Annotated in this window: 24 protein-coding genes; all 24 read left to right on the top strand. The window is 42.5% G+C overall.

The window, feature by feature from the left end; genetic code table 11:
- Positions 1 to 2 precede the first annotated feature (2 nt).
- Positions 3 to 1367 (top strand): relaxase/mobilization nuclease domain-containing protein, encoded by a 1365-nt coding sequence (locus tag DBR40_RS04835; protein ID WP_124558630.1) that lies wholly within the window; start codon positions 3 to 5, stop codon positions 1365 to 1367.
- Positions 1368 to 1436: 69 nt separating this feature from the next.
- The gene (locus DBR40_RS04830; RefSeq protein ID WP_073233025.1) at positions 1437 to 2072 is read left to right on the top strand and encodes a ParA family protein; all 636 of its coding nucleotides are present in this window, start codon (positions 1437 to 1439) and stop codon (positions 2070 to 2072) included.
- The gene (locus tag DBR40_RS04825) at positions 2069 to 2434 is read left to right on the top strand and encodes a hypothetical protein (protein WP_073233024.1); all 366 of its coding nucleotides are present in this window, start codon (positions 2069 to 2071) and stop codon (positions 2432 to 2434) included. The genes DBR40_RS04830 and DBR40_RS04825 overlap by 4 nt, the downstream gene beginning before the upstream one ends.
- Positions 2431 to 2736, top strand: coding sequence for a hypothetical protein (locus tag DBR40_RS04820; RefSeq protein WP_073233023.1), 306 nt, complete (start codon positions 2431 to 2433; stop codon positions 2734 to 2736). The genes DBR40_RS04825 and DBR40_RS04820 overlap by 4 nt, the downstream gene beginning before the upstream one ends.
- A 7-nt stretch (positions 2737 to 2743) precedes the next feature.
- Complete coding sequence (locus tag DBR40_RS04815; RefSeq protein WP_073233022.1) at positions 2744 to 3064, top strand: DUF4134 family protein; 321 nt, start codon at positions 2744 to 2746, stop codon at positions 3062 to 3064.
- Positions 3065 to 3107: 43 nt separating this feature from the next.
- Positions 3108 to 3419, top strand: a complete 312-nt coding sequence (locus tag DBR40_RS04810) for a DUF4134 domain-containing protein (RefSeq protein WP_084529129.1) — start codon at positions 3108 to 3110, stop codon at positions 3417 to 3419.
- Between the two features lie 279 nt (positions 3420 to 3698).
- Complete coding sequence (locus tag DBR40_RS26985) at positions 3699 to 6440, top strand: TraG family conjugative transposon ATPase (RefSeq protein ID WP_073233020.1); 2742 nt, start codon at positions 3699 to 3701, stop codon at positions 6438 to 6440.
- A complete protein-coding gene (locus tag DBR40_RS04790) occupies positions 6437 to 7099 on the top strand; it encodes a hypothetical protein (protein ID WP_068402265.1) in 663 nt (220 codons plus the stop codon). The genes DBR40_RS26985 and DBR40_RS04790 overlap by 4 nt, the downstream gene beginning before the upstream one ends.
- A gap of 5 nt (positions 7100 to 7104) precedes the next feature.
- A complete protein-coding gene (locus tag DBR40_RS04785; RefSeq protein WP_124558629.1) occupies positions 7105 to 7755 on the top strand; it encodes a hypothetical protein in 651 nt (216 codons plus the stop codon).
- A complete protein-coding gene (locus DBR40_RS04780; RefSeq protein ID WP_073233019.1) occupies positions 7752 to 8423 on the top strand; it encodes a hypothetical protein in 672 nt (223 codons plus the stop codon). The genes DBR40_RS04785 and DBR40_RS04780 overlap by 4 nt, the downstream gene beginning before the upstream one ends.
- Positions 8424 to 8426: 3 nt before the next feature.
- On the top strand, positions 8427 to 9206 hold the full coding sequence (locus DBR40_RS04775; RefSeq protein ID WP_073233018.1) for a hypothetical protein: 780 nt from the start codon (positions 8427 to 8429) through the stop codon (positions 9204 to 9206).
- 1 nt (position 9207) lies between these two features.
- The gene (locus tag DBR40_RS04770; RefSeq protein ID WP_233603806.1) at positions 9208 to 10347 is read left to right on the top strand and encodes a plasmid transfer protein; all 1140 of its coding nucleotides are present in this window, start codon (positions 9208 to 9210) and stop codon (positions 10345 to 10347) included.
- Positions 10347 to 10967: a conjugative transposon protein TraK gene (gene traK, locus DBR40_RS04765; RefSeq protein WP_199748275.1), complete on the top strand. Its 621-nt coding sequence runs from the start codon at positions 10347 to 10349 to the stop codon at positions 10965 to 10967. Before DBR40_RS04770 ends, traK begins: the two co-directional genes overlap by 1 nt.
- Positions 10945 to 11370 (top strand): hypothetical protein, encoded by a 426-nt coding sequence (locus tag DBR40_RS04760; protein ID WP_124558628.1) that lies wholly within the window; start codon positions 10945 to 10947, stop codon positions 11368 to 11370. Before traK ends, DBR40_RS04760 begins: the two co-directional genes overlap by 23 nt.
- Before the next feature lie 2 nt (positions 11371 to 11372).
- On the top strand, positions 11373 to 12593 hold the full coding sequence (gene traM, locus DBR40_RS04755; RefSeq protein ID WP_073233017.1) for a conjugative transposon protein TraM: 1221 nt from the start codon (positions 11373 to 11375) through the stop codon (positions 12591 to 12593).
- Positions 12594 to 12605: 12 nt separating this feature from the next.
- Positions 12606 to 13436: a conjugative transposon protein TraN gene (traN, locus tag DBR40_RS04750; RefSeq protein ID WP_073233016.1), complete on the top strand. Its 831-nt coding sequence runs from the start codon at positions 12606 to 12608 to the stop codon at positions 13434 to 13436.
- A gap of 63 nt (positions 13437 to 13499) precedes the next feature.
- Positions 13500 to 15539, top strand: coding sequence for a TraM recognition domain-containing protein (locus DBR40_RS04745; protein ID WP_073233015.1), 2040 nt, complete (start codon positions 13500 to 13502; stop codon positions 15537 to 15539).
- 28 nt (positions 15540 to 15567) lie between these two features.
- The gene (locus DBR40_RS04740) at positions 15568 to 15993 is read left to right on the top strand and encodes a hypothetical protein (protein WP_073233014.1); all 426 of its coding nucleotides are present in this window, start codon (positions 15568 to 15570) and stop codon (positions 15991 to 15993) included.
- Between the two features lie 11 nt (positions 15994 to 16004).
- The gene (locus tag DBR40_RS04735) at positions 16005 to 16424 is read left to right on the top strand and encodes a hypothetical protein (RefSeq protein WP_073233013.1); all 420 of its coding nucleotides are present in this window, start codon (positions 16005 to 16007) and stop codon (positions 16422 to 16424) included.
- The gene (locus DBR40_RS04730; protein ID WP_073233012.1) at positions 16421 to 16927 is read left to right on the top strand and encodes a M23 family metallopeptidase; all 507 of its coding nucleotides are present in this window, start codon (positions 16421 to 16423) and stop codon (positions 16925 to 16927) included. Before DBR40_RS04735 ends, DBR40_RS04730 begins: the two co-directional genes overlap by 4 nt.
- A gap of 6 nt (positions 16928 to 16933) precedes the next feature.
- Positions 16934 to 17095 carry a hypothetical protein gene (locus DBR40_RS26620; protein ID WP_158673985.1) on the top strand — a complete coding sequence of 54 codons (162 nt, stop codon included), beginning with the start codon at positions 16934 to 16936 and terminating at the stop codon, positions 17093 to 17095.
- Positions 17085 to 18311, top strand: a complete 1227-nt coding sequence (locus tag DBR40_RS04725) for an ArdC family protein (protein WP_073233011.1) — start codon at positions 17085 to 17087, stop codon at positions 18309 to 18311. The genes DBR40_RS26620 and DBR40_RS04725 overlap by 11 nt, the downstream gene beginning before the upstream one ends.
- Positions 18312 to 18339: 28 nt before the next feature.
- Entirely contained in the window at positions 18340 to 19146 is an 807-nt protein-coding gene (locus tag DBR40_RS04720; RefSeq protein ID WP_073233010.1) for a DUF4099 domain-containing protein, read from the top strand.
- Positions 19146 to 19781: a hypothetical protein gene (locus DBR40_RS04715; protein ID WP_068402239.1), complete on the top strand. Its 636-nt coding sequence runs from the start codon at positions 19146 to 19148 to the stop codon at positions 19779 to 19781. The genes DBR40_RS04720 and DBR40_RS04715 overlap by 1 nt, the downstream gene beginning before the upstream one ends.
- The last annotated feature ends 75 nt before the right edge of the window (positions 19782 to 19856 follow it).

Genomic DNA, 19856 nt, shown 5'->3' with positions numbered 1-19856 from the left:
TCATGATCGTAAAAATCCTTCGCCCGTCCGCCACGTTTAAAGGTGTAAGTTACAACACAACCAAAATAGAAAACGATAAAGGCGAACTGATGAAGGTGGAAAATTTCGGTGCCTTGCAAGCCCTGGAACATCTTAGACCAAAGGATTATATCAATTACCTCGAAGCCCGTTCGAAAACAAGCGCAAGGATTAAATATCCGCAGTTCCACGCGGTCATTTCCTGTAAAGGAAAATCACATAGCAAGGAACAACTCACTGAAATCGCTACTGCCTGGTTAAAAGGGATGGGTTATGAAAACCAGCCTTACTTATTGGTCTTCCATAAAGACACGGACAATAATCATATTCACATTGTCTCTACCCGCATAGATGAAAATGGCAAAAAGATAAATGACAGCTACGAAAAAATCCGCGCTTACCAGGTTTTAAATCAAGTAATGGGACTCGATGAAAAAGAGACTGTAAACAAAGACCTGGAAAAGGCAATGAGTTACAATTTTTCAACTCGTCCCCAGTTTATGATGCTATTGGAATGCCAAGGTTATTCCCTGAAATTGACAGGAGGGCAATATCAGCTTTTTAAGTATGGCAAGCTACAGGGAAGCATTGATGTTTCCGAAGTTGATGCTAAGATTAGTCTTTACAATCAAAACATCGACCGCTTAGCACAGCTAAGAGCGATAACGGAAAAATACCGATTAAATCATAGTCCAGTTGCTGTTCCATTAATAACGCCACTGCCCGGAGGTAGTGTAGCCAAACCTACAGGATATACTTCAGAGCTCGCAGAAGTACTTTCTTCAAAGTTTGGTTTACAGATCCTTTATCACGGAAAGCCGGGATTGCCTCCTTACGGTTACACTGTAATAGACCATGCAAGAACGACCGTTTACAAAGGCGGCGAACTGATGCCAATTGCCGAATTTATTAAGCCATCAAGCGATCTTCAACAAGACAATGAGTCACCTGTCGAAAATGAAACTGTCAAACAGGATAATTCTGATTCCAATGTCATCACAGATCAGTCAGCAGAGGATTCAAATTATACCGATATAACTTTAACTTTTGAAAGTGAAACGGTCAAACTGGGAGATTCCGATTTTTATGTTGCACCAGATCAGTCAGCCGGGGATTTTATTAATAATGATATAATCCCAACCCTACAAAGCGAAAGGGTAAAACAAGATGATACCGATTCTTCAATTCCCCCAGACAAGTCTTCAGAGGTTTCAGGATTTACAGAAGAACCAACTCCTACAACCTCGTTCCCAGAAATCAATTTGGATATTGCCGATGACATCGACGATGAAGCTATACTTGGTCGTAACAGGCAGCGTAAGCGCAAAGCCAGAACCAATACCCGATAACTTAAAGCGACCTGGTTCTTTAACCTTTCTCAAATAACACCTCCTAAAAGAACTTAAAAAACTATTATTATGCTAATACTATTAGGCAATCAAAAAGGTGGTGCCGGCAAAAGTACGCTTACGCTACTTTTGGCCAATTACCTTACTCAAATCAAAAAGCGTAACGTCACTGTCTTGGATATGGATTATCAACAGTCGTTGGCCACAAAAGCTCAAAAGGCAAGAATTTTGGAAAATGAGCCACTTTATGAAATTGTTCCAGCTGATCTTAAACATTTTCCATCCCTACACAATGCACTGAGCAACCGATCTGGCGAAATCATATTGATCGACCTCCCCGGAAAAATGGATGATGACGGACTGCTGCCTTTGTTTGCTGCATGTGACCTTATCCTTTGTCCTTTCGCCTATGATGAATTTTCTGTGGATTCGACCTTACTGTTTGCAATGGTGCTACGGAAGATCAATGATAAGGCCCCATTCATATTTATTCCTAACCGTGTTAAAAATACAGTGAAATATGAAACAAAGACTGAAATTGAAAATGTACTGCGGCGTTTTGGGGTGGTTGCTCCAAGCCTTGCTGACCGCGTGGATTTTCAGCGGATCAGCACTTTCCAAACACCACTAATTTTATACCCAGTCGTATTGCCGTTGCTTGATCTGATCTATAACCAGTACCTAGATTGGGAGGACCATACATGAGCCAGATTAAATCATTGGCCGATGAGCTAAGAGAAACCATTAAAAAAGATGGACATCCCGATAAGGAAATAGAGGACGGCAAGTCTGCGGTTAAGCAAACACCTATAAACAAATTAACTAAAAAGCCCCCAGACGCAAAGCTCGATACCCTGTTTGAAAGTATCCTGGCTTTTGAACTAACAGGAAGGGAAAAACTGCTGATCCGCCTGGATGACCGCACTGTATTCCTGTTGAAGCAATTGAAAATTGCCAAAGCAATTGATATGAACAAACTAATCGCATTCAGCTTGCAACATTTTCTTCTTACCCACCCTGAACTTATAGAATACGTCAAAGAAAACATTAAAACCATCAAATTATGAATTGGACACAATTTCTACTCAGCATTGCCGCTGTCTATTCCCTTTATTACCTGTTTAACATCCTCTTTGACATGATAAGGTCACGAGGCCAACCGATCACAGACACGAGCCAGGACGAACTCGTATTCTCCGAAGAAACCCAGCCCAAACAGGTCGGCTCTGATGAACCATCACCCGAACCCAAAAGCAGGCAGGTTATATCTTCTGGTCCGCTTATTAGCACTGGCGGAGTAAGACTTCAACAACTTTTCGCCCTGGCCCAGTCCGAGGTCATCGAGTACACCAAAGCCATACCTTATTAAGGCAACGATGAAATTCAAGTATCCACTTTTAAAGACAACTCCGGTTGTCTTTTTTTTTGCCCTGCCTTTTTTGGCTACGGCACAATCACCGCCAGGTATCAGTGAATTCTACGAGGTCAGTGGAGAAATGCATCGTTGGTATTTCAGCCTTTCTGACTTAGTACTTGTCCTCGGTGCCATCAGTGGCATACTGGGCGGTCTTCGGGTATATGCCAATTGGCAATCCGGCAAACATCATATAGACGCCCAAGTGATGGGTTGGTTCTTTTCCTGCCTCTTCTTTTCTATCATCGGGGCAGCCCTCAAAGCCCTGTTCGGGGTGCATTAAACAGCCTTTTCAATTTTTCATTCACCATTTAATTTCTCAATTCATGACAGTAAACAACAAAAAACTGTTTGCAATCACTGCATTTTCAATGCTTGCGGCTCAATCTTCGTTTGCCCAAGGCGGAGGTTCCATCGGTATAAACGCCGCCACTTCTTCCCTGACAAGTTACGTAGATCCAGTATCTACGCTGATTTTGGCTATCGGTGCGGTAGTCGGATTGATCGGTGGGGTTCGCGTGTACATCAAATGGAACGCGGGGGACCAGGACATAAACAAGGAACTTATGTCCTGGGGCGGTTCCTGTTTATTCCTGGTACTCGTATCGGTGGTAATCAAAGCATTTTTCGGCGTATAATGATCGCTAAGTATGCAATCTATAAGGGGCTTCAAAAGCCCCTTATTTACCGGGGGTTCAAAGGAAAATTCATTTATTGGGGATTAGGTTCCTTAGTTGGAGGTCTGATAATCGGAGGCCTTACTGGAGCCCTCACCAGTATGTACTTAGGTGGTTTTTTGACCATTGCCCTGATCTCAGCTGGGCTCACCTATACCTTTTTTCGACAGAAAGACGGCCTCCACTCCAAAACCCGAAACACAGGGATTTTTATCCATCCAGTCCACTTAAAACTAAACTATGCAGCGAGAAAGAAAAACAGGATTTAAAATTCCTTTTGCTGGGATCGATACCTATAATGGCTTACAGCTATTGTACGGCGAGAATGGTGATTTCTCCATGATCCTGCACATTAGTAACCCGGTGCCGCAATACGGCGCCGACCCTGATGCTTACAATGCTTATCAAAGTGTATTGCTAAACATCATTAAGATTCTAGGCGAAGGACACATAATACAAAAGCAGGATGTTTTCATCCGCAGGAAATATAAGGGTGTAAATCAGAGCGAATTTTTACAACAGAAGTATCACGCACATTTTGAAGGACGAGAATATACAGACATTAAATCCTACCTGATTATTACCAAGCAGGTTAAACGCGGTGCTTTCTATACTTATGATAAAAAAGTATTGTCAGATTTCTTTCAGAACGTGATTAAAATTTCAGATTTGCTAGCCAATGCCGGATTCAACCCAAGCTTTTTGAATGAGGTTGAAATCAACCGATACATAAGTAAGGTGCTTAGCATGGAGTTTGCCTCGCCCCATACCACTCTTAATAATATGCGTTGTGGGGATGAACAATTGAATTTGGGTAATCTGGCCATCCGTTGTATCAGCATGGTCAATACCGATTCGGTGGATCTACCGGAAAAGTTAGGCCCCTACACCGAAAAGCAGGATAACAAAGGAATGCGGGATTTTCCGGTAGATAACCTTTCTTTTTTACATCAGGTTCCTGGATATCGTGTTATCATTTATAACCAATTGTTAGAGATACCACCACAACAGCTAACACTCAATAAACTAGAGCTGAAACGTAAACGCCATTCAGGCGTTCCCGATCCGGCCAACCTCATCTGCGTTGAGGATATAGATATGTTGCTGGTTGATGTAGCAAGAGAAAATCAAATGCTCGTCAATGCCCATTATTCCATGATCGTATGTGCAGAGGAAGAACAAATCAGGAAGGCTGTTAATTATATTGATGCAGCACTTTTTCAGCAGGGAATTATCCCATCACGAAACGCCTATAATCAGTTAGAACTTTTCCGCTGCGCATTGCCTGGCAATGGTGTAGAACTAAAAAAATACGACTGGTTTTTGACAACCGCCGATGCTGCCCTCTGCTTCTTTTTTAAGGAATCTCTGTTAAAAGATGAACCCTCGGACTTCCTGGTTCGCTTTACCGACCGCCAAGGTATTCCCGTGGGGATAGACCCCGCAGACCTGCCCATGCGCACCAACCGGATCAATAACCGAAATAAATTTGTGCTCGGCCCATCAGGCAGCGGGAAGAGTTTTTTTATGAACGCCTTGATTGAGCAGTATATGCTCTATAACATGGATGTGGTGATCGTGGATACCGGGCATTCCTATTCCGGGATGTGCGATTATTTCCGGGGCAAGTACATTACCTGGTCGGACAGCAAGCCGATTACGATGAACCCCTTTGCCATTGCTGAAAGTGAATACAATATAGAAAAAAAGGATTTTCTGATTACCCTGGTCAGCCTGTTGTGGAAGGGTGCCGAAGGGACCATAAGCTCGGTTGAGCGTGATGTCATTTCCAATGTAATCTCCGCCTACTATAGCCGATATTTCAATCCGGGGTATCCCGGCCTATCCCATAAACAGCTTTTCAGCATACGCAAACGTGTCTTTGAAAGCATGAAGGAGAACCCTCTTTTTGATATGGACTTCGATGTGATCGATGATAATCTGCTTAACCTGGAAATCAGTGATTTAGATGAAGTCCTGCTGGCAGAAGATCCTGATACGACTCCGTTTAAGGCTGCTTTCAATCAAAAATATTTTTCCGCAGTAAACGAGGAAAAGAAACTGGGCAGTATCAGGCATGAACGGACGGGAATTACCGCTCTTGATTTTAATAGTTTTTATGAGTTCGCACTCGGGAAAATACCGGAGATCAAAATCGAGGAAAGGATTGCGTTCGACCTGGACGAGTTCAGGTACGTGTTAAAGAAATTTTACCGTGGCGGAGAGTTTGAAAGTATCCTCAACGAGCCTGCCGACGCATCCCTTTTTTCCGAGCGGTTCATTGTCTTTGAAATTGATGCCATTAAGGAGAACCGTATTCTGTTTCCCATAGTGACACTGATCATTATGGATGTGTTCATCCAGAAGATGAGACATCGTAAGGATCAGCGAAAGGCCCTCATAATTGAAGAGGCGTGGAAGGCAATCGCCTCACCTTTAATGGCAGGGTACATTTTGTACCTCTATAAGACTGTCCGTAAATTTTGGGGCGAGGCCATCGTGGTCACCCAGGAATTGGGGGATATTATCGGCAATGCAGTGGTCAAGGATAGTATACTGAACAATTCGGATACCATTTGCCTGCTAGACCAGAGCAAGTTCAAAGAGAATTACAAGGAGATCGGCAAACTCCTGGCCATTACTGAAATCGAGCAAAAGAAGATATTTACCATTAATAAACTGGGCAACACCGATAACAGGGGGCGCTTTAAAGAGGTATATATCCGAAGGGGTGCTTCGGGGGAAGTGTACGGCGTGGAGGTCTCTATTTTTCAGTATTTGGCCTATACTACCGAAAAACCGGAAAAAAGTGCGGTGGAAATCTATACCCGCACCTACGGGACCTATCAAAGCGGATTGGAAGCTTTTGTCTCCGATATGGAAAAAAGCGGATTGCCTTTGGATGCCTTTATCCGCCAGATTAATAAGGATGGTATACCCATCCCAAGTTCAACTGAATATTTTAAACCCGATTTTGTATGAAACGATCACTTCTAATTGCAGGACTTTTTATTACAGCCTGTCCTGTTTTTGCCCAGATTTATGTGGACCCAACCACGGCGGGTGCTATGGCTGCACACTCAGGAATTATCAACGGGCAGCTCAATAGAACGAATGATAACCTTACATTGATCCAACGTGGTCAATTGGCAGTAACTGGCCAGCTGGTCATCGTAAATGATTTGCAGCAACAAATCTACCGAGGGTTAAGTGAGGTATCTGCCGCCGTACGATCCTTGTTGGCCATTCAGGATATTGCCGACATCAGCATGGATATTGTTTCCGATGTAAACAAGGCTATTTCAATTGCTCAAAGTAACCCGGTTCTGCTGCTCTTTGCTGAAGGTGGTGCTCGCGAGTTCAAACGAAGGGGAACGGCATTGGCTGCGGAAGTCAGCTCCTTTGTATTGCAGGGTGGCATAAACAACCTGATGGATTCTGGCGAAAGAGCAAAATTATTAAACCGCATCAGGACCGAACTGATGATCTTACGGGGTGTTGCTTATGGAATGCATCGCACGATGTTTTGGGCGAAACAGCGCGGTATTCTTAATTCTCTTAATCCTTATTCCGGTTATATAAATATTGATGTAAGGATTGCTAATGATATCATCAGAAACGCTAAATACCTAAAAAAATGAAAGGAATGATTATCCTAATCTTCCTGCTTTTCGGGATACTACAACATGCTTTTTGCCAGCTCAATGTAGAACTAATTCACCAGTTGGTAGCCGAAAGTAAAAGCGAAAATAGCAGACAGGAAGAAGCTAAAAATAAACAGGCAGTTACTTCTGCAAACGAAGAGGTAAATAAAACACAAATGAGCAAACTTAAGACGAAGTACAGGGAATTACAAAGCCGTTTTCATACTGTGGGACTGGCTATTGATGCCGCACAGATCGGACTGGAAGCCAGCCCAGTTGTTTCAGAGATCATCCGACAGCAAAATATAATCTACCAGCTGGCTAGTGATAATCCTATTCTGATTTCACTAGCGTTCCAGACTGAAAAAGACCTTGCAGACAGAGCGAGAATGTTGGTGAATTATATTATTGGTCTGGCCCTAAGTATCGGCGACATCAACCAGATGAAAGCAAGCGACCGCAAAATTCTTTTTTCACATGCATTAACTGAACTCCGCTTGATAGAAGGGGCTAGTAAAGGTTTGGCCACGGCCATGTTCCATGCTAACCGAAAACGCTCGTTGAACCCCTTTGCCAATTTTATTGAGCAAGATAAACAGCTTGTTGATAATATATTACGTAATGCCTCTATTCTTAAAGCAACAACGCCATGAGGTGCCAACTATTTATCGCAGGTTTTTTGCTGCTCGTTTGTACAGAAAGTTCAAATGCGCAAAAATTAGTTTTCGACCGCGGTCATTTTGCGATTGTTAATGAGAACGGCAGCGTGCGTTTGGCAGCAGAAAATACCCATAACAATTATCTAAGCACCATTAACAATCGTTTGGATGACATAAATCTGAATATCTCTTCAGTGGTGATGGTGCAGAACTTGATTTATAATTCACTTACCCAGGTCAATCAAGCATTGAGAAGCGGTATAGCCGCCACACAGATTGCTCGAATCAGTACAGAGATTATTAAGGAAAGCAATACCATGATCTCTATTGCAGGCAGCGAGCCCTATTTATTGCTGTTTGCCGAGGATGTTGCAAGGCAACTGAAATCCCGTGGAATTACCCTGGTTAGCGAAGTATCTGATTTTATTTTAAAAGAAGGCGGCAATGTGTTGATGGACTACGACAAACGAGATGCTTTACTACGTAAGGTCATCCTGGAATTAAAAGTCATGAGGGCACTATGTTATAGTATGGGTAGATCTATGTATTGGGCAAAAATGAACGGGGTGTTAAAAACGGCTAATCCTTATAGAGATTTTATAAATCAAGATACTCGGATGGCCAATGATATCATCCGTAATTATCAAATTTTAAAACAATAAACGATGAAACATTATATTCTAGCCATACTTATTTTGGGGATGGCCGCTTCTGCAGGAGCCCAGCGTATCATTCGAGACCAGTCTATTGTTAACCAGCAAGAACGTATGGTTTTCAAACAATGGGACAGGAAGAAATTTACCCCAACTAGCGGCTTTTTAGGACTTAATCCAAACTACTGGCTTACCTGGGCGTGGCACCCGAACTACCCTAAAAAAGACCTCCGTCCATTGGGACCTGTCGGACCACAAACTCAGCGTCTGGCTTTTGCCGCGGCCATGCAAAATACCGAAAACGCCTATAAACTGCATGCTGATACTTTAAGAAATACTGCAATAACCGAAGCGGTAAACTATTCAGCTGTTTTTTCTACTGCCGATCCATTGTGGATGCTATACTACCGTCATGAATTTGAACCTCTTTTAAACGAACAAGATGCAAATTTGATGTCTGGAATTCCCGCAAAAGAAATTGACTACCTGGTTCGCAACGGCGTTTACGAGTGGTATCGCGAAGAGTCCTCAGGAATTAAGGAACGCCTGGACGGTGCAATGACTACAACACTTGACCGTGGTTCAAGGCTACTGACCTACCACAGGCTGCTTTTGGAATATCGTCGGTTAAATACTTCCTGGGAGGCAAAAAAACAGTACGCCAGAAAATTCCTAGCTCTTAGTGAATCTACAAACAAAATGAAGTCCAGGGACCAGCCCATTGTAGAAAGGCAAGGTTTCAGAACCGATCAGCAAATCGCTGACGAAATTTTAAGGAAATCCAAACTCTAACATGATGAACATAACCAATTTACTGACCGGCACTGCCGGTTTTTTTATGCAATCAGGTTCCGGAAATGTGCCAGACTCATTTAAAAAAACTTTCAATTTTTTGCAAGGCAACGGGGTCTACGAAGAAGGTATGATGCATTTTTTAAAGGAAATGAAAAATACACTGTGGACGCACTATGATGCATTTATTGCAGATGCACAGGCACTATCGGCCATTTTCATGCTCATTTTTTTTGCCGTTAAGTCATATGAAATGATGTCGGGTGATAAAAAAATGGAAATTATGCCACTGCTTCGTCCGTTTGGTCTGGTCATGGTAATTCTTTGGTGGTCTCCTTTTACCAGAGTGGTCTCCTTTCCCACAGATATAATTGCAAATAAGACTGAGATTATGTTTAATAGCAGCCAAACAGAAGTCAATAACTTACGACTGGAAAGAGCCCAGCTGATGGTACAGGTAGCAGATAATCTGCTCACTGTGCAGGCCCAAACAGAAACAGCTAAACAGGAGGCAGATACCTGGTACCAAAATGCCTGGGAATCGGTGAAGTCTACTGTTAAGGAAGGTTTTGCTGAGGTTTGGAACCCAATTGTGGAGTTACGTAACCGTATGCAAGTCGGTCTGCAACTCCTTGCCACTTCCATTCTGGAAACATTGGCTTTATGGGTACTTCGGATCTGTGTATATCTCATCTTCATTATCCAGATTATCTTTTCTACGATACTGATTATACTGGGGCCATTCTCAGTCGCAATCAGCATCCTTCCTGCATTCAGGGACAGTTTTACTACATGGGTTGCAAGGTTCATTTCGGTTAATCTTTATACAGGTATCGGTTTTCTGGTTCTGTACGTCGCTTCTTTATTCCAGCATTATGCTATGGAAGCGGAGATAAGCCGCTACAAAGAGCTTGTCGGCACCTCTGCCGACCGCTTGGAAAAACTTGGGTGGCTTGCCGGAAATGGCCTGCTCTCTTTCGGGATGGTAATCGTAACCTTTTTGATTGGAGGTCTTACCATGTTAGCAGTTCCCAGCATTAGTACATGGATCGTGTCTACATCCGGTATAAGCTCTGCTGCTTCCACGATGGGTCGAGGTGCTTCAAATATGTCCAGAATCTTAAGCAAAATGATGAAATAATGATTGTAAAAAATATCGAAGCCAAAGTACGCCTTGCCACATTTTTGTCCGCAGGAAGTTTTATCCTGGCCGTTGTCATCGTCCTGATCGTTTCCCTGTTTGCTTACAAACAGGTTGCAGACGCTCGAAAAAGCGTCTACGTGCTAGATGCAAACAGCGTACCGCTGCTAGCCAGGCAAACTGATCTTCAAATGAACCGCGCTGCGGAATATCGTTCGCACGTCAACCTTTTCCACAGTCTTTTCTTTTCGCTTACGCCTGATGATAAGTATATCGAATATCAGATGAAAAGAGCGATGTACCTGGTCGATGAAAGTGGTGCACTTCAGTATAACAACCTTAAAGAAAAAGGATTTTTCAATTCAATTCTCTCCTCCAGTGCTGTGTTGACACTTCAGACCGATTCAATTTTTATTGATGAGGGTCTTAAGTATTTCCGTTACTACGGTCGCCAGAAAATAGACCGTCGCAGCTCCACGATTATTCGTTCGCTCGTCACTGAAGGTTATCTAAAAGACCTGAAAATCCGCTCTGATAACAATCCCCATGCGGTACTTATTACCCGTTGGAAAACATTGGAAAATAAAGACATTGAAAATGTACAGAAAAACTCATTTTAAACCCCGCCCAAATCTTTTATACGAGCTCAGAAAAGAGTTCGGAGGGTACTTTCTCCGCTTGTCGGCTCTTTGGAAACTCGTCAGCTCCAGATACCCAACGCAAATATTTGCCCTCATGCTGGCGTCTATACTGTTTTCAGGCGTATTCGCCTTTACGGTTATGAGGGTAAAAGAACCCAAGTCATTGCCATCGCTTTCCAGCTCAGGCACCAATGTAGCCCAGGGGTTCGGACAGATCATAGGTGCCGGGCAGGCATTTCAGAAAGTGCTTGATCTGCAAAATCAGATCAACACAGTACTGCACAAAGAAAAGCTGACTGCTGCCGATAGCCTTTTTGTCAAAGATGCAATTCAGCAGTTGGAAATCATCCATAATGAGCTAAATATTAAACCAACACCCTAATTATGAAGATCAATTTCAAGCAACCGCGATATGTGCTACCACTGATCCTACTTCCTTTCCTATGCTTATTTTTTTACGCATGGAAAAGCAGCTTTGGAAAAGATGCACCCGTACAACAAAATGGAAATACGCTACAGGAAACATTGGTGGATGTTTCCGAAGAGGTTAAAAACAAAGGTATTGAAGATAAGTTGGACGCTTACCGTAAGCAATACAAGGATGCCGATGGTTACACAGCAGTCGGTGGGATCGCAGACGAACAAACCAACAGGCAAAAAGTTCCAGACCTGTACAATCAAATGGAAAAAAGGATGTTGGATTCCATCGACCGGGAAATGAAAAGGAAATATGGTAACACAGCCGCCGAACCACGCACATCACATTCAACCTTTCCCAACGCAGTCCCTAAAACACAGCCACCAAAAACTTACGATACAGACCGAGACTTGGCAACTGCACTTTCCAAATTAAAGCAGCAACAATCGGCACCTACCACATCAGAGGTGCCTGGTAATAAGGGACAAACGGACCCCATGAAAATTTTTCGGGAACAAATGTCACTGATCGACAGCATGGGCAAAGCAAACGACCCCGATTACAAATCAGAACAAGCCAGAGAAAAAGAGATGGCCCTTGCTGAACGGGAGCTTAAAAATCAAAAAAAACTCAGCGTTTCTAAAACTTCGGCGTCCACGGCACTTTTCAATACCATTTCAGCTAATGGAGAAGATAGTTTTATCCGTGCCATAGTAGATCAGGACATCACTGGCTATGCAGGTTCTCGTCTACGTATCCGTCTGTTAGATGACATGACCGCAGGTCGGTTTTTAGTTAAAAAAGGTACATACCTATATGCCCAGATAACAGGCTTTAGCGGTCAACGGGTAAACCTATCAATTAGCTCCATTTTTCAAAATAACAATATACTACCTGTCCGACTTGACATCTACGATAATGACGGCCTGCCTGGGCTTTATGTCCCCGCATCTGCATTCCGTGAATTTTCAAAAGTACTTGGTAGCGATGCCAGCCAGGGTATGACGATTCAACAGCAAGCTGAAAACAATAACCAGCTAGTCATGAGCATGCTGCAAAAAATGTTTCAATCTACTACAACGGCGGTTAGCAAACTGATCCGTAGCAATAAAGCCAAACTGAAATATAACACCCAGGTCTATCTTATTGACCCGCAAGAACTCAAAAACACTCAGAACAAGTATTAACCCATATTTTTTATGAAAAAATTAATCTTTTTTTTAGTGGCCATCTTATGGGTGGCCCAGGGGCTTTATGCACAAATCCCAGCAGGAGTATACCGCAAAGATCTACCAGATATTCTGATCAGTCGGGATATTTCATTGCACTTTATTTCTCCCGAACCCATTCAATATGTTGACATATCCACCCACGCAGTTGCGGGCGATCTGCCTTTAAAGAATGTATTGCGCTTAAAGATAATTCCAGATGTCAAGATGCCCTTAGATGAGCCTGGTGTAGTAACCATTGTTGGCGAAAGTTTTATTGCTCAATATAACCTGCGCTATGTGGATGACCAATCACTTATCGTCCCCACACAAGTGAATATATTACCGGAACATACCCAGCCGCTGGACGTCCCTGGAATTTCACTAACAACCAGGCAGATGCAGGATTTTGCCATTCAGATTCTACAGAAACCATCTGGTAAGTCTGTGCGAAAGGCAAAGGCTTTCGGTTTAAAGGCCAAACTGAACCATGTGTATGCCGCAGGTGATCACATATTTCTTGATATCACATATTTTAACAATAGCAACTTGCCTTACGATGTGGACGAACAGCGCTTCAAAATCGAAGATAAAAAGATTACAAAAGCAACAAACGTACAATCTGTAGAAATTAAGCCCGTATGGCAACTGTATCCAAACAGCATATTTAAGAAGCAATACCGAAATATCTATGTCCTGAAAAAGGTAACCTTTCCGGGTAATAAGTTGCTAAATATTGAACTGACTGAAAAACAGATTTCCGGGAGGGTGCTTACCCTAGAAATGAAATACAGTGATATTCTGAAAGCAGACAGTTTATAAAATGTCCAAATAATGGGAGTCTCCATTGAGCTCCCTTTATCCATTAAAAGCAAAACTTGATATATGGAAGAAACCAAGGAACAGCAGAGCCTTTACAAGTTCCTGCAATTTGGTATCTATTTGTCCGTCTTGATCGAAGTTTTCCTGTTTTTTTACGCCAGTAAATTTTTAACACAGGATTATACGGACAAATTTAACCTACGCTTTTTTGTAATCAGGCTTGCCAGATTACCATTTTACCACCAGCTCATTTACAGCAAACTATTTACTCTACTGTTGATTTGCCTGGTTTCAGTAGGTACGCTCAGCAGAAAAAACAAAGACCTCAATCCCAAAAATCATATTGTTTATCCACTTGTAGCTGGTCTTATCGTTTTCTTTTCGGGAATCTTGTTTCAGGGAAAACATACACCGGCCATTTGGATGGGTGCTGGCTGGTCTGATCTGCTGTACATCGTCACCGCAATTTTCGGAACCTTACTGATCCATATCGCTATGGATAATGTATCGAAGATCATCAGTTCAAAACTTGGTAAAGATAAATGGAACATTGAGGGGGAATCCTTTATGCAACCCGTCAAACCGATTGAGACACCGTATTCGGTGAATATACCTATGTTATTCTATTATAAAAAGAAGGTACATAAAGGATTCATTCCGCTGGCAAATTTATTCAGAAGCCTGCTTTTAATATCAGTTCCCGGTGGGGGTAAAACTTTTTCAGTTATTATTCCAATAATAAAGCAATTCATCGCCAAATCTTTCACTTTATGCATTTATGATATAAAATATCCTGACTTGGCCAAGGTTGCCTATCACCATTATTTATTGGCAAAACAAAAAGGGAAATGCCTTGATTATAAATTCCACGTTATCAATCTAAATGAAGTTGAAAAAAGCGAACGAGTAAACCCCTGGAAAAGGCAATACCTCAATACTCTTGCCGATGCCTCTGAAACAGCAGAAGCCTTAGTTGAGGCCATGAAAAAAGGTGACCGTTCGGGGGGCAGTGACCAGTTCTTTACACAATCCGCTATCAATTTTCTGGCCGCATGCATTTATTTTTTCAGCAGCTACGAAGATGGTCGGTATTCAAGCCCTCCGCATGTGCTTTCTTTTTTAAACCTTTCCTATGATGACATTTTCAGCGCACTTTTTTCTGAACCGGAACTGGTACCACTACTTTCCCCATTTAAAAGTGCTTATCAGGCCAAAGCTTTCGATCAGTTAGAAGGACAAGTAGGTACCCTTAAAATCTTTATCAGCAGATTGGCTACAAAAGAAACTTTTTGGGTATTCAGCGGGGATGATTTCGAGCTAAAAATAAGTGATCCTAAAAACCCGTCAATTTTGGTGCTCGCCAACGATCCTTTGACACAAAGTACTAATTCAGCCTGCTATTCCCTTGTGCTAAATAGGGTAACTAAACTGGTAAACACTAAAGGCAATTTACCCGTTGGACTTGTCATAGATGAGGCCCCAAGTCTCTATATTTTTCGAATTGAGCAGGTTTTAAGTCAAGCAAGAAGCAATTTGGTTGCGTCTGTACTCGGAATCCAAAGCCTTCAACAATTTCAGCAGCAATATGGTAAAGAAACTGCTGCTACTATCACTTCTGTGGTCGGTAATGTGCTATCTGGATCTGTACAGAACAAGGATACGTTAGATTGGTTGGAACGACTATTTGGCAAGGTAAAACAGGAAGGTGAAAGTCTGAGTATCGACCGGACGAAAGTCTCTGTTTCCCTGAGTGAAAAACTTGAACCGCTGATTCCTGCTGGCAAGATTGCGAACCTCCGAGCTGGCGAAATGGTGGGTTTGATCGCGTCAGATGCCGTTGAAACCTATACAGGGAAATACCAGCCCTCGGCAGTAAACTGTCGGGTAAATCTGGATGTAGAGTCTATCAAAAAAGAAGAACAAAGCTATCGGTCCTTGCCAATCTATTACGATTTCAAAGGCAGAAAAGAGGAAATACTCCGGCAGAACTTTCAAAAGATTAATGAGGAAGTGCAGCAGGTTGTAAAACAGTTCAGAATTGCTCAGACATCAGTTGGTGTACCTCAGCCTAAAGGAATAATGAAGCAAACCTTTAACAAATAACAAATTAATCACCTAACAACTATATTTTATGGAACAACTTCTTGGCACTTATGCGCAGGTGCATCCATTACTAAACGACCCGGCAGGCAAGCAGGGTCAGATTGGTATGATAACAGATATAGATATTGAGGGAGACAATGTTTACATAAGCTTTGAAAAAGGACAACAGGCACTATATAGCAGTAATGCCTTATTTGTCTTGAAAAAATCTGATGAAATAAGCACAAATGCAATTTCAAATTTTCAAAAACTGTCAAAGGAAGATTTTAAAACGCTTTTAGAAATCAGTTTGAAGGCACAGTCAATCTTTCCAATAAACCACAAAACTGCTCTTGAAATGTCAACTACAAATAATGCAGTTAGAGCCCATAGCCAGAATTTACTTCAAGATAAATTGGGCTTAGTCAACAATAATCAGGTTGAAGTTGAACAACGTCCAATTCACAGGCGCTAAATAATTTAGAAATGGAAGAACTTTTGAACAAATCAGTAATGGTACATCCATTAACTGATGATCCAATGCGTATGCAAGGTCAGGTCGGGTTAATTGCTCAAATCAACCTCAAAAATGATGAAGTGCATGTACAATTTCCTTACAATAATATTGGGGTTTATAGTACTAACGCCCTACTTTCCTTACAACCAAAAGAAATGGTTTTGGCAACTATACAGACAAAATTGCTCGAACTAGACCCCAAAGATGTAAGGATACTACTGGATATTTACAGACTGCAAAATATTGGACAAACAGGAGCAATTGAAGAAGCACTTCGGTGGGCCATCGGCTTTGAGGAAGTTGGCAAAAATTCCCTTGTTACCTTGGAGGATTTCATCAAATGTGGGCTAGCAGATGAAATCGAAATTCAATCTTCTCGTAGCCGATGAACCCTCGAATATTCGTGTTGCATGTCGTTGTCCATTTTTTACTGACTCATTCAGCTGTAGCTATAGCACAAATTAATGACCAATATCGTAGTAGCTTACCGTTAATAAATTTACGTGTGACCTCTGGTTTTGGATACCGCGTACATCCGGTGACTAATAAGTATGACCTGCATAGAGGCGTTGACTTTGCTGCCCGTTGTGATCCGGTACTAAATATTTTGGACGGAACTGTAACGGATACAGGTTTTAATCCAATCCTGGGCAAATATGTGAGAATTTCTCATGGAGACTTTCAAAGTATTTACGGACACCTTTCCCAGATCTTGGTCATACCAGGTGAGCCTGCAACAGCAGGTCAGGTCATAGGTGTCACCGGAACAACAGGCCGGGTGACCGGAGAACACCTGCATTTCAGCATCAGGTTTAAGGATAAATACATCAACCCATTACATTTTTTAAGGTCACTGTTACTGCCCGAACAGCTAGGCCAAACCATCAATTAATTACTTATGGAACAACATTTAAGAACCCTGCAAGATAAATTAAATACACTTGCAGCTGGCCAGGCTATTGGCCTTACAGCCGCAGAAGCGGCCATTTATGGCGTAGACTATGCAGACGAACTGCCAGAAGAAGATGCCCCTCAGGAGGTAGGAGAAGATGGCGAATGATAAGATTAAGGCCATGCACATACAGGTGGCCGAAAAACTCATTGAACAGCTGAAAGCCGGAACTGCTCCCTGGCAAAAACCTTGGAACAGCGATGATCTTCCATCTTTTGAGCTCCCTTACAATGCCGTCACTGGAAACCGCTATAAAGGTATTAATACCTTTTCCTTGTTGCTTAACGGTTACGAAGATCCTCGATGGATAACCTTTAACCAGGCATCCGCCAACCAGTGGAGTGTCAAGAAAGGTGAAAAGGCTTCTCTAATCCAGTTTGTTAAAACAACTGATTTAGTGGCCAAAAGGGATGAAAGTGGTAAACCTATGTTGAACGATGATGGTAAACCCATCAAGATTTCTATAAAACTGGATCGCCCAATCATTACCACCGCCTGGGTATTCAATGCTGCGCAGGTAAATGGGATTCCCATCCTACAAAAACCAGACATCCAAGAGTTAGGTTGGAAGCCATTAGAACGAGCAGAAAAACTGATTGCGAGTTCTGGCGCCGATATTATCCATCGGGCCGGAGACGATGCATTTTACAGCCCGTTCAAGGATCAGATTACTATGCCGCTGAAAGAGCAGTTTGATGCTCCAGACAAGTATTATGCAACGGCTCTTCATGAACTGGGCCATTGGACTGGACATAAGGACAGATTGGACCGTAGTATAATGAATCAGTTTGGCTCCGAAGCATATGCCCGTGAGGAATTACGTGCAGAAATCGCTTCTCTGCTGATCGGTCAGGAATTGCGGATCGGACATGACCCCAGACAGCACACCGCTTATGTGGATAGTTGGATTAAGGTCTTGCAGGACACACCCTTTGAAATACATGCCGCTGCTACTGACGCTGAGAAAATTCTCAATTACCTCACAGGTTTAGAACAAAAAAGGGAAGTTAAAACTGAGTTGCAAAATATACCGGAGTCGAAGGGATCAAGAAATCAGACAAACTCTAAATATCTGTCATCAGGTGACGAAATTGCTTATAACAATACAATTTACAAAGTAAATGGTCATCTGAAACAGGGTCGTCTACGCATGGAGGACTTGAACTCAGGACACAACTTTGTGCTTTCTAAAAATGATATGCTGTATGGTTCTTTGCTTCAGGTAAAACAGCAATCTCAGGACAAAACCCGCACAATTGATGGGACTGATACTTCCATTTCTCAGGAAGCTGACACAGCAATTGCTATTGTGGCAAGACGCTAAATCATCACAAAATTTCAATCTGTTAATTATGGAAACATTTATCAAGGAAAATGAGTTGCCTATTAAAGAACTCGAAAAGCTAGGACTTTACCAGGAAGGTAAGTTGAATCTAAGCAATGAAGATGTCGACGCATTGCTAGCGGGACGAAGAACAGACATGCGCAGCATGTTTCATTTGAAGATGGATGGTTTTGAAATCCGACAACTGGATGCCAAACTATCCCTTAATCGCAACCCTGATGGCACCGTCACGCTGAACCTGCACCCCATCTATAAGGAGGTCAAACCACATCCATTGCTCAGCGAGGAAGAAGCCAGGGTACTTCTGGACGGTAAACTACAATCGATACAGAAAGTTTATGAGCAGGCCGATAAAAAACTGGCGATGCTGATTATCGAATACGACAAGCAAACCAGAGAATTTGTCTCCTACCATCCTGAGCAGGTTGAAGCTCCTATAAAAATCAACGGGCAAGTGATGTCAGAGGAACAGCAGAAAGCATTTCAACGCGGAGATGTAATAGAATTGGACGAAGGCACTCGCATCCAGCACAGCGCGACCGACAGCAAGGGGATCAGGTCAGACAGAAAGGCATTGATACTTTCGGTATTAATGGACGGCGGTATTTCTTATTTACTGCTCCGTGGTATTCGCAACCTTGCCGGGAATAAGGACGGCCAAAAAGAAGAATACACCAAAGGTTATAATCAGGCCCTAGCTGATAGTATGGTAGGAAAACCTAAAAGAGAAAAGGAAATGACCGTGGGCGAGCATAAAGACTATGAAACAGGTTCACAATATAGTCGAGGATACGGGCGCACCTCATCTCGCTAATGGGTTTGTTAGCCGATCCGTGCCCACTTTCTATTAACCCGGAGACATTGGCTTTTTTTGTGAGCCGCATAACTGTTCAGGATGGCACTATCCTTTTTACCTATCAGGATAATCAACGGGATACAGCGATAGAATTTTGGTCGGACGAGAGGCACCTTGTACCTGTTTCTACTGGAATGTGGTTGGTGTATGAGGGATTACCCGCACAGGTCAGGCATTTGTTTTTAAGCCATTCAGCAACTGATATTCTTTGTTTCTGCCAAAAACGACCAGATTGGCTAAAGATTCCAGGCAGTGTTGCATTTGCTTCTTTAGGGTTGTTGGCCAGTGCGGATCAAATATCTTTTCTGAAACAACACTTTGTCAACGCAAAGGTGCATACGCTATTTGATGCCGAACTTACAGGCAGGGTCACAGATTGTAAAGTCGCATTGTGGAAGTCGGGGAAAGACGCTTTTTTCAAGGTCACCGACGATCTAATACAGATTACTTATCGCAAACGCAAATTCAATATCCCTGCCACTTCTTTTTCACTAAACCGTTTTGAAAAAGTTGTTGGCATACGCTCAGGTATACGCACCCACAAACCTAAAAACGGCTACTGTTCTTTTCGCGAACAGTTTAATCTGATTTAACCACTAAGTACTACGTGTAAGAATCTTAAAAGCAGATAACTAACAGCAATAGAGCCTGGTTCCTACGGACCAGGC

The sequence above is a fragment of the Pedobacter sp. KBW01 genome (assembly GCF_003852395.1).
In the GTDB taxonomy this organism is placed as follows: domain Bacteria; phylum Bacteroidota; class Bacteroidia; order Sphingobacteriales; family Sphingobacteriaceae; genus Pedobacter.
The sequence above is the reverse complement of the archived record's forward strand: the minus strand, read 5'-3'. Positions and strand labels throughout refer to the sequence as shown.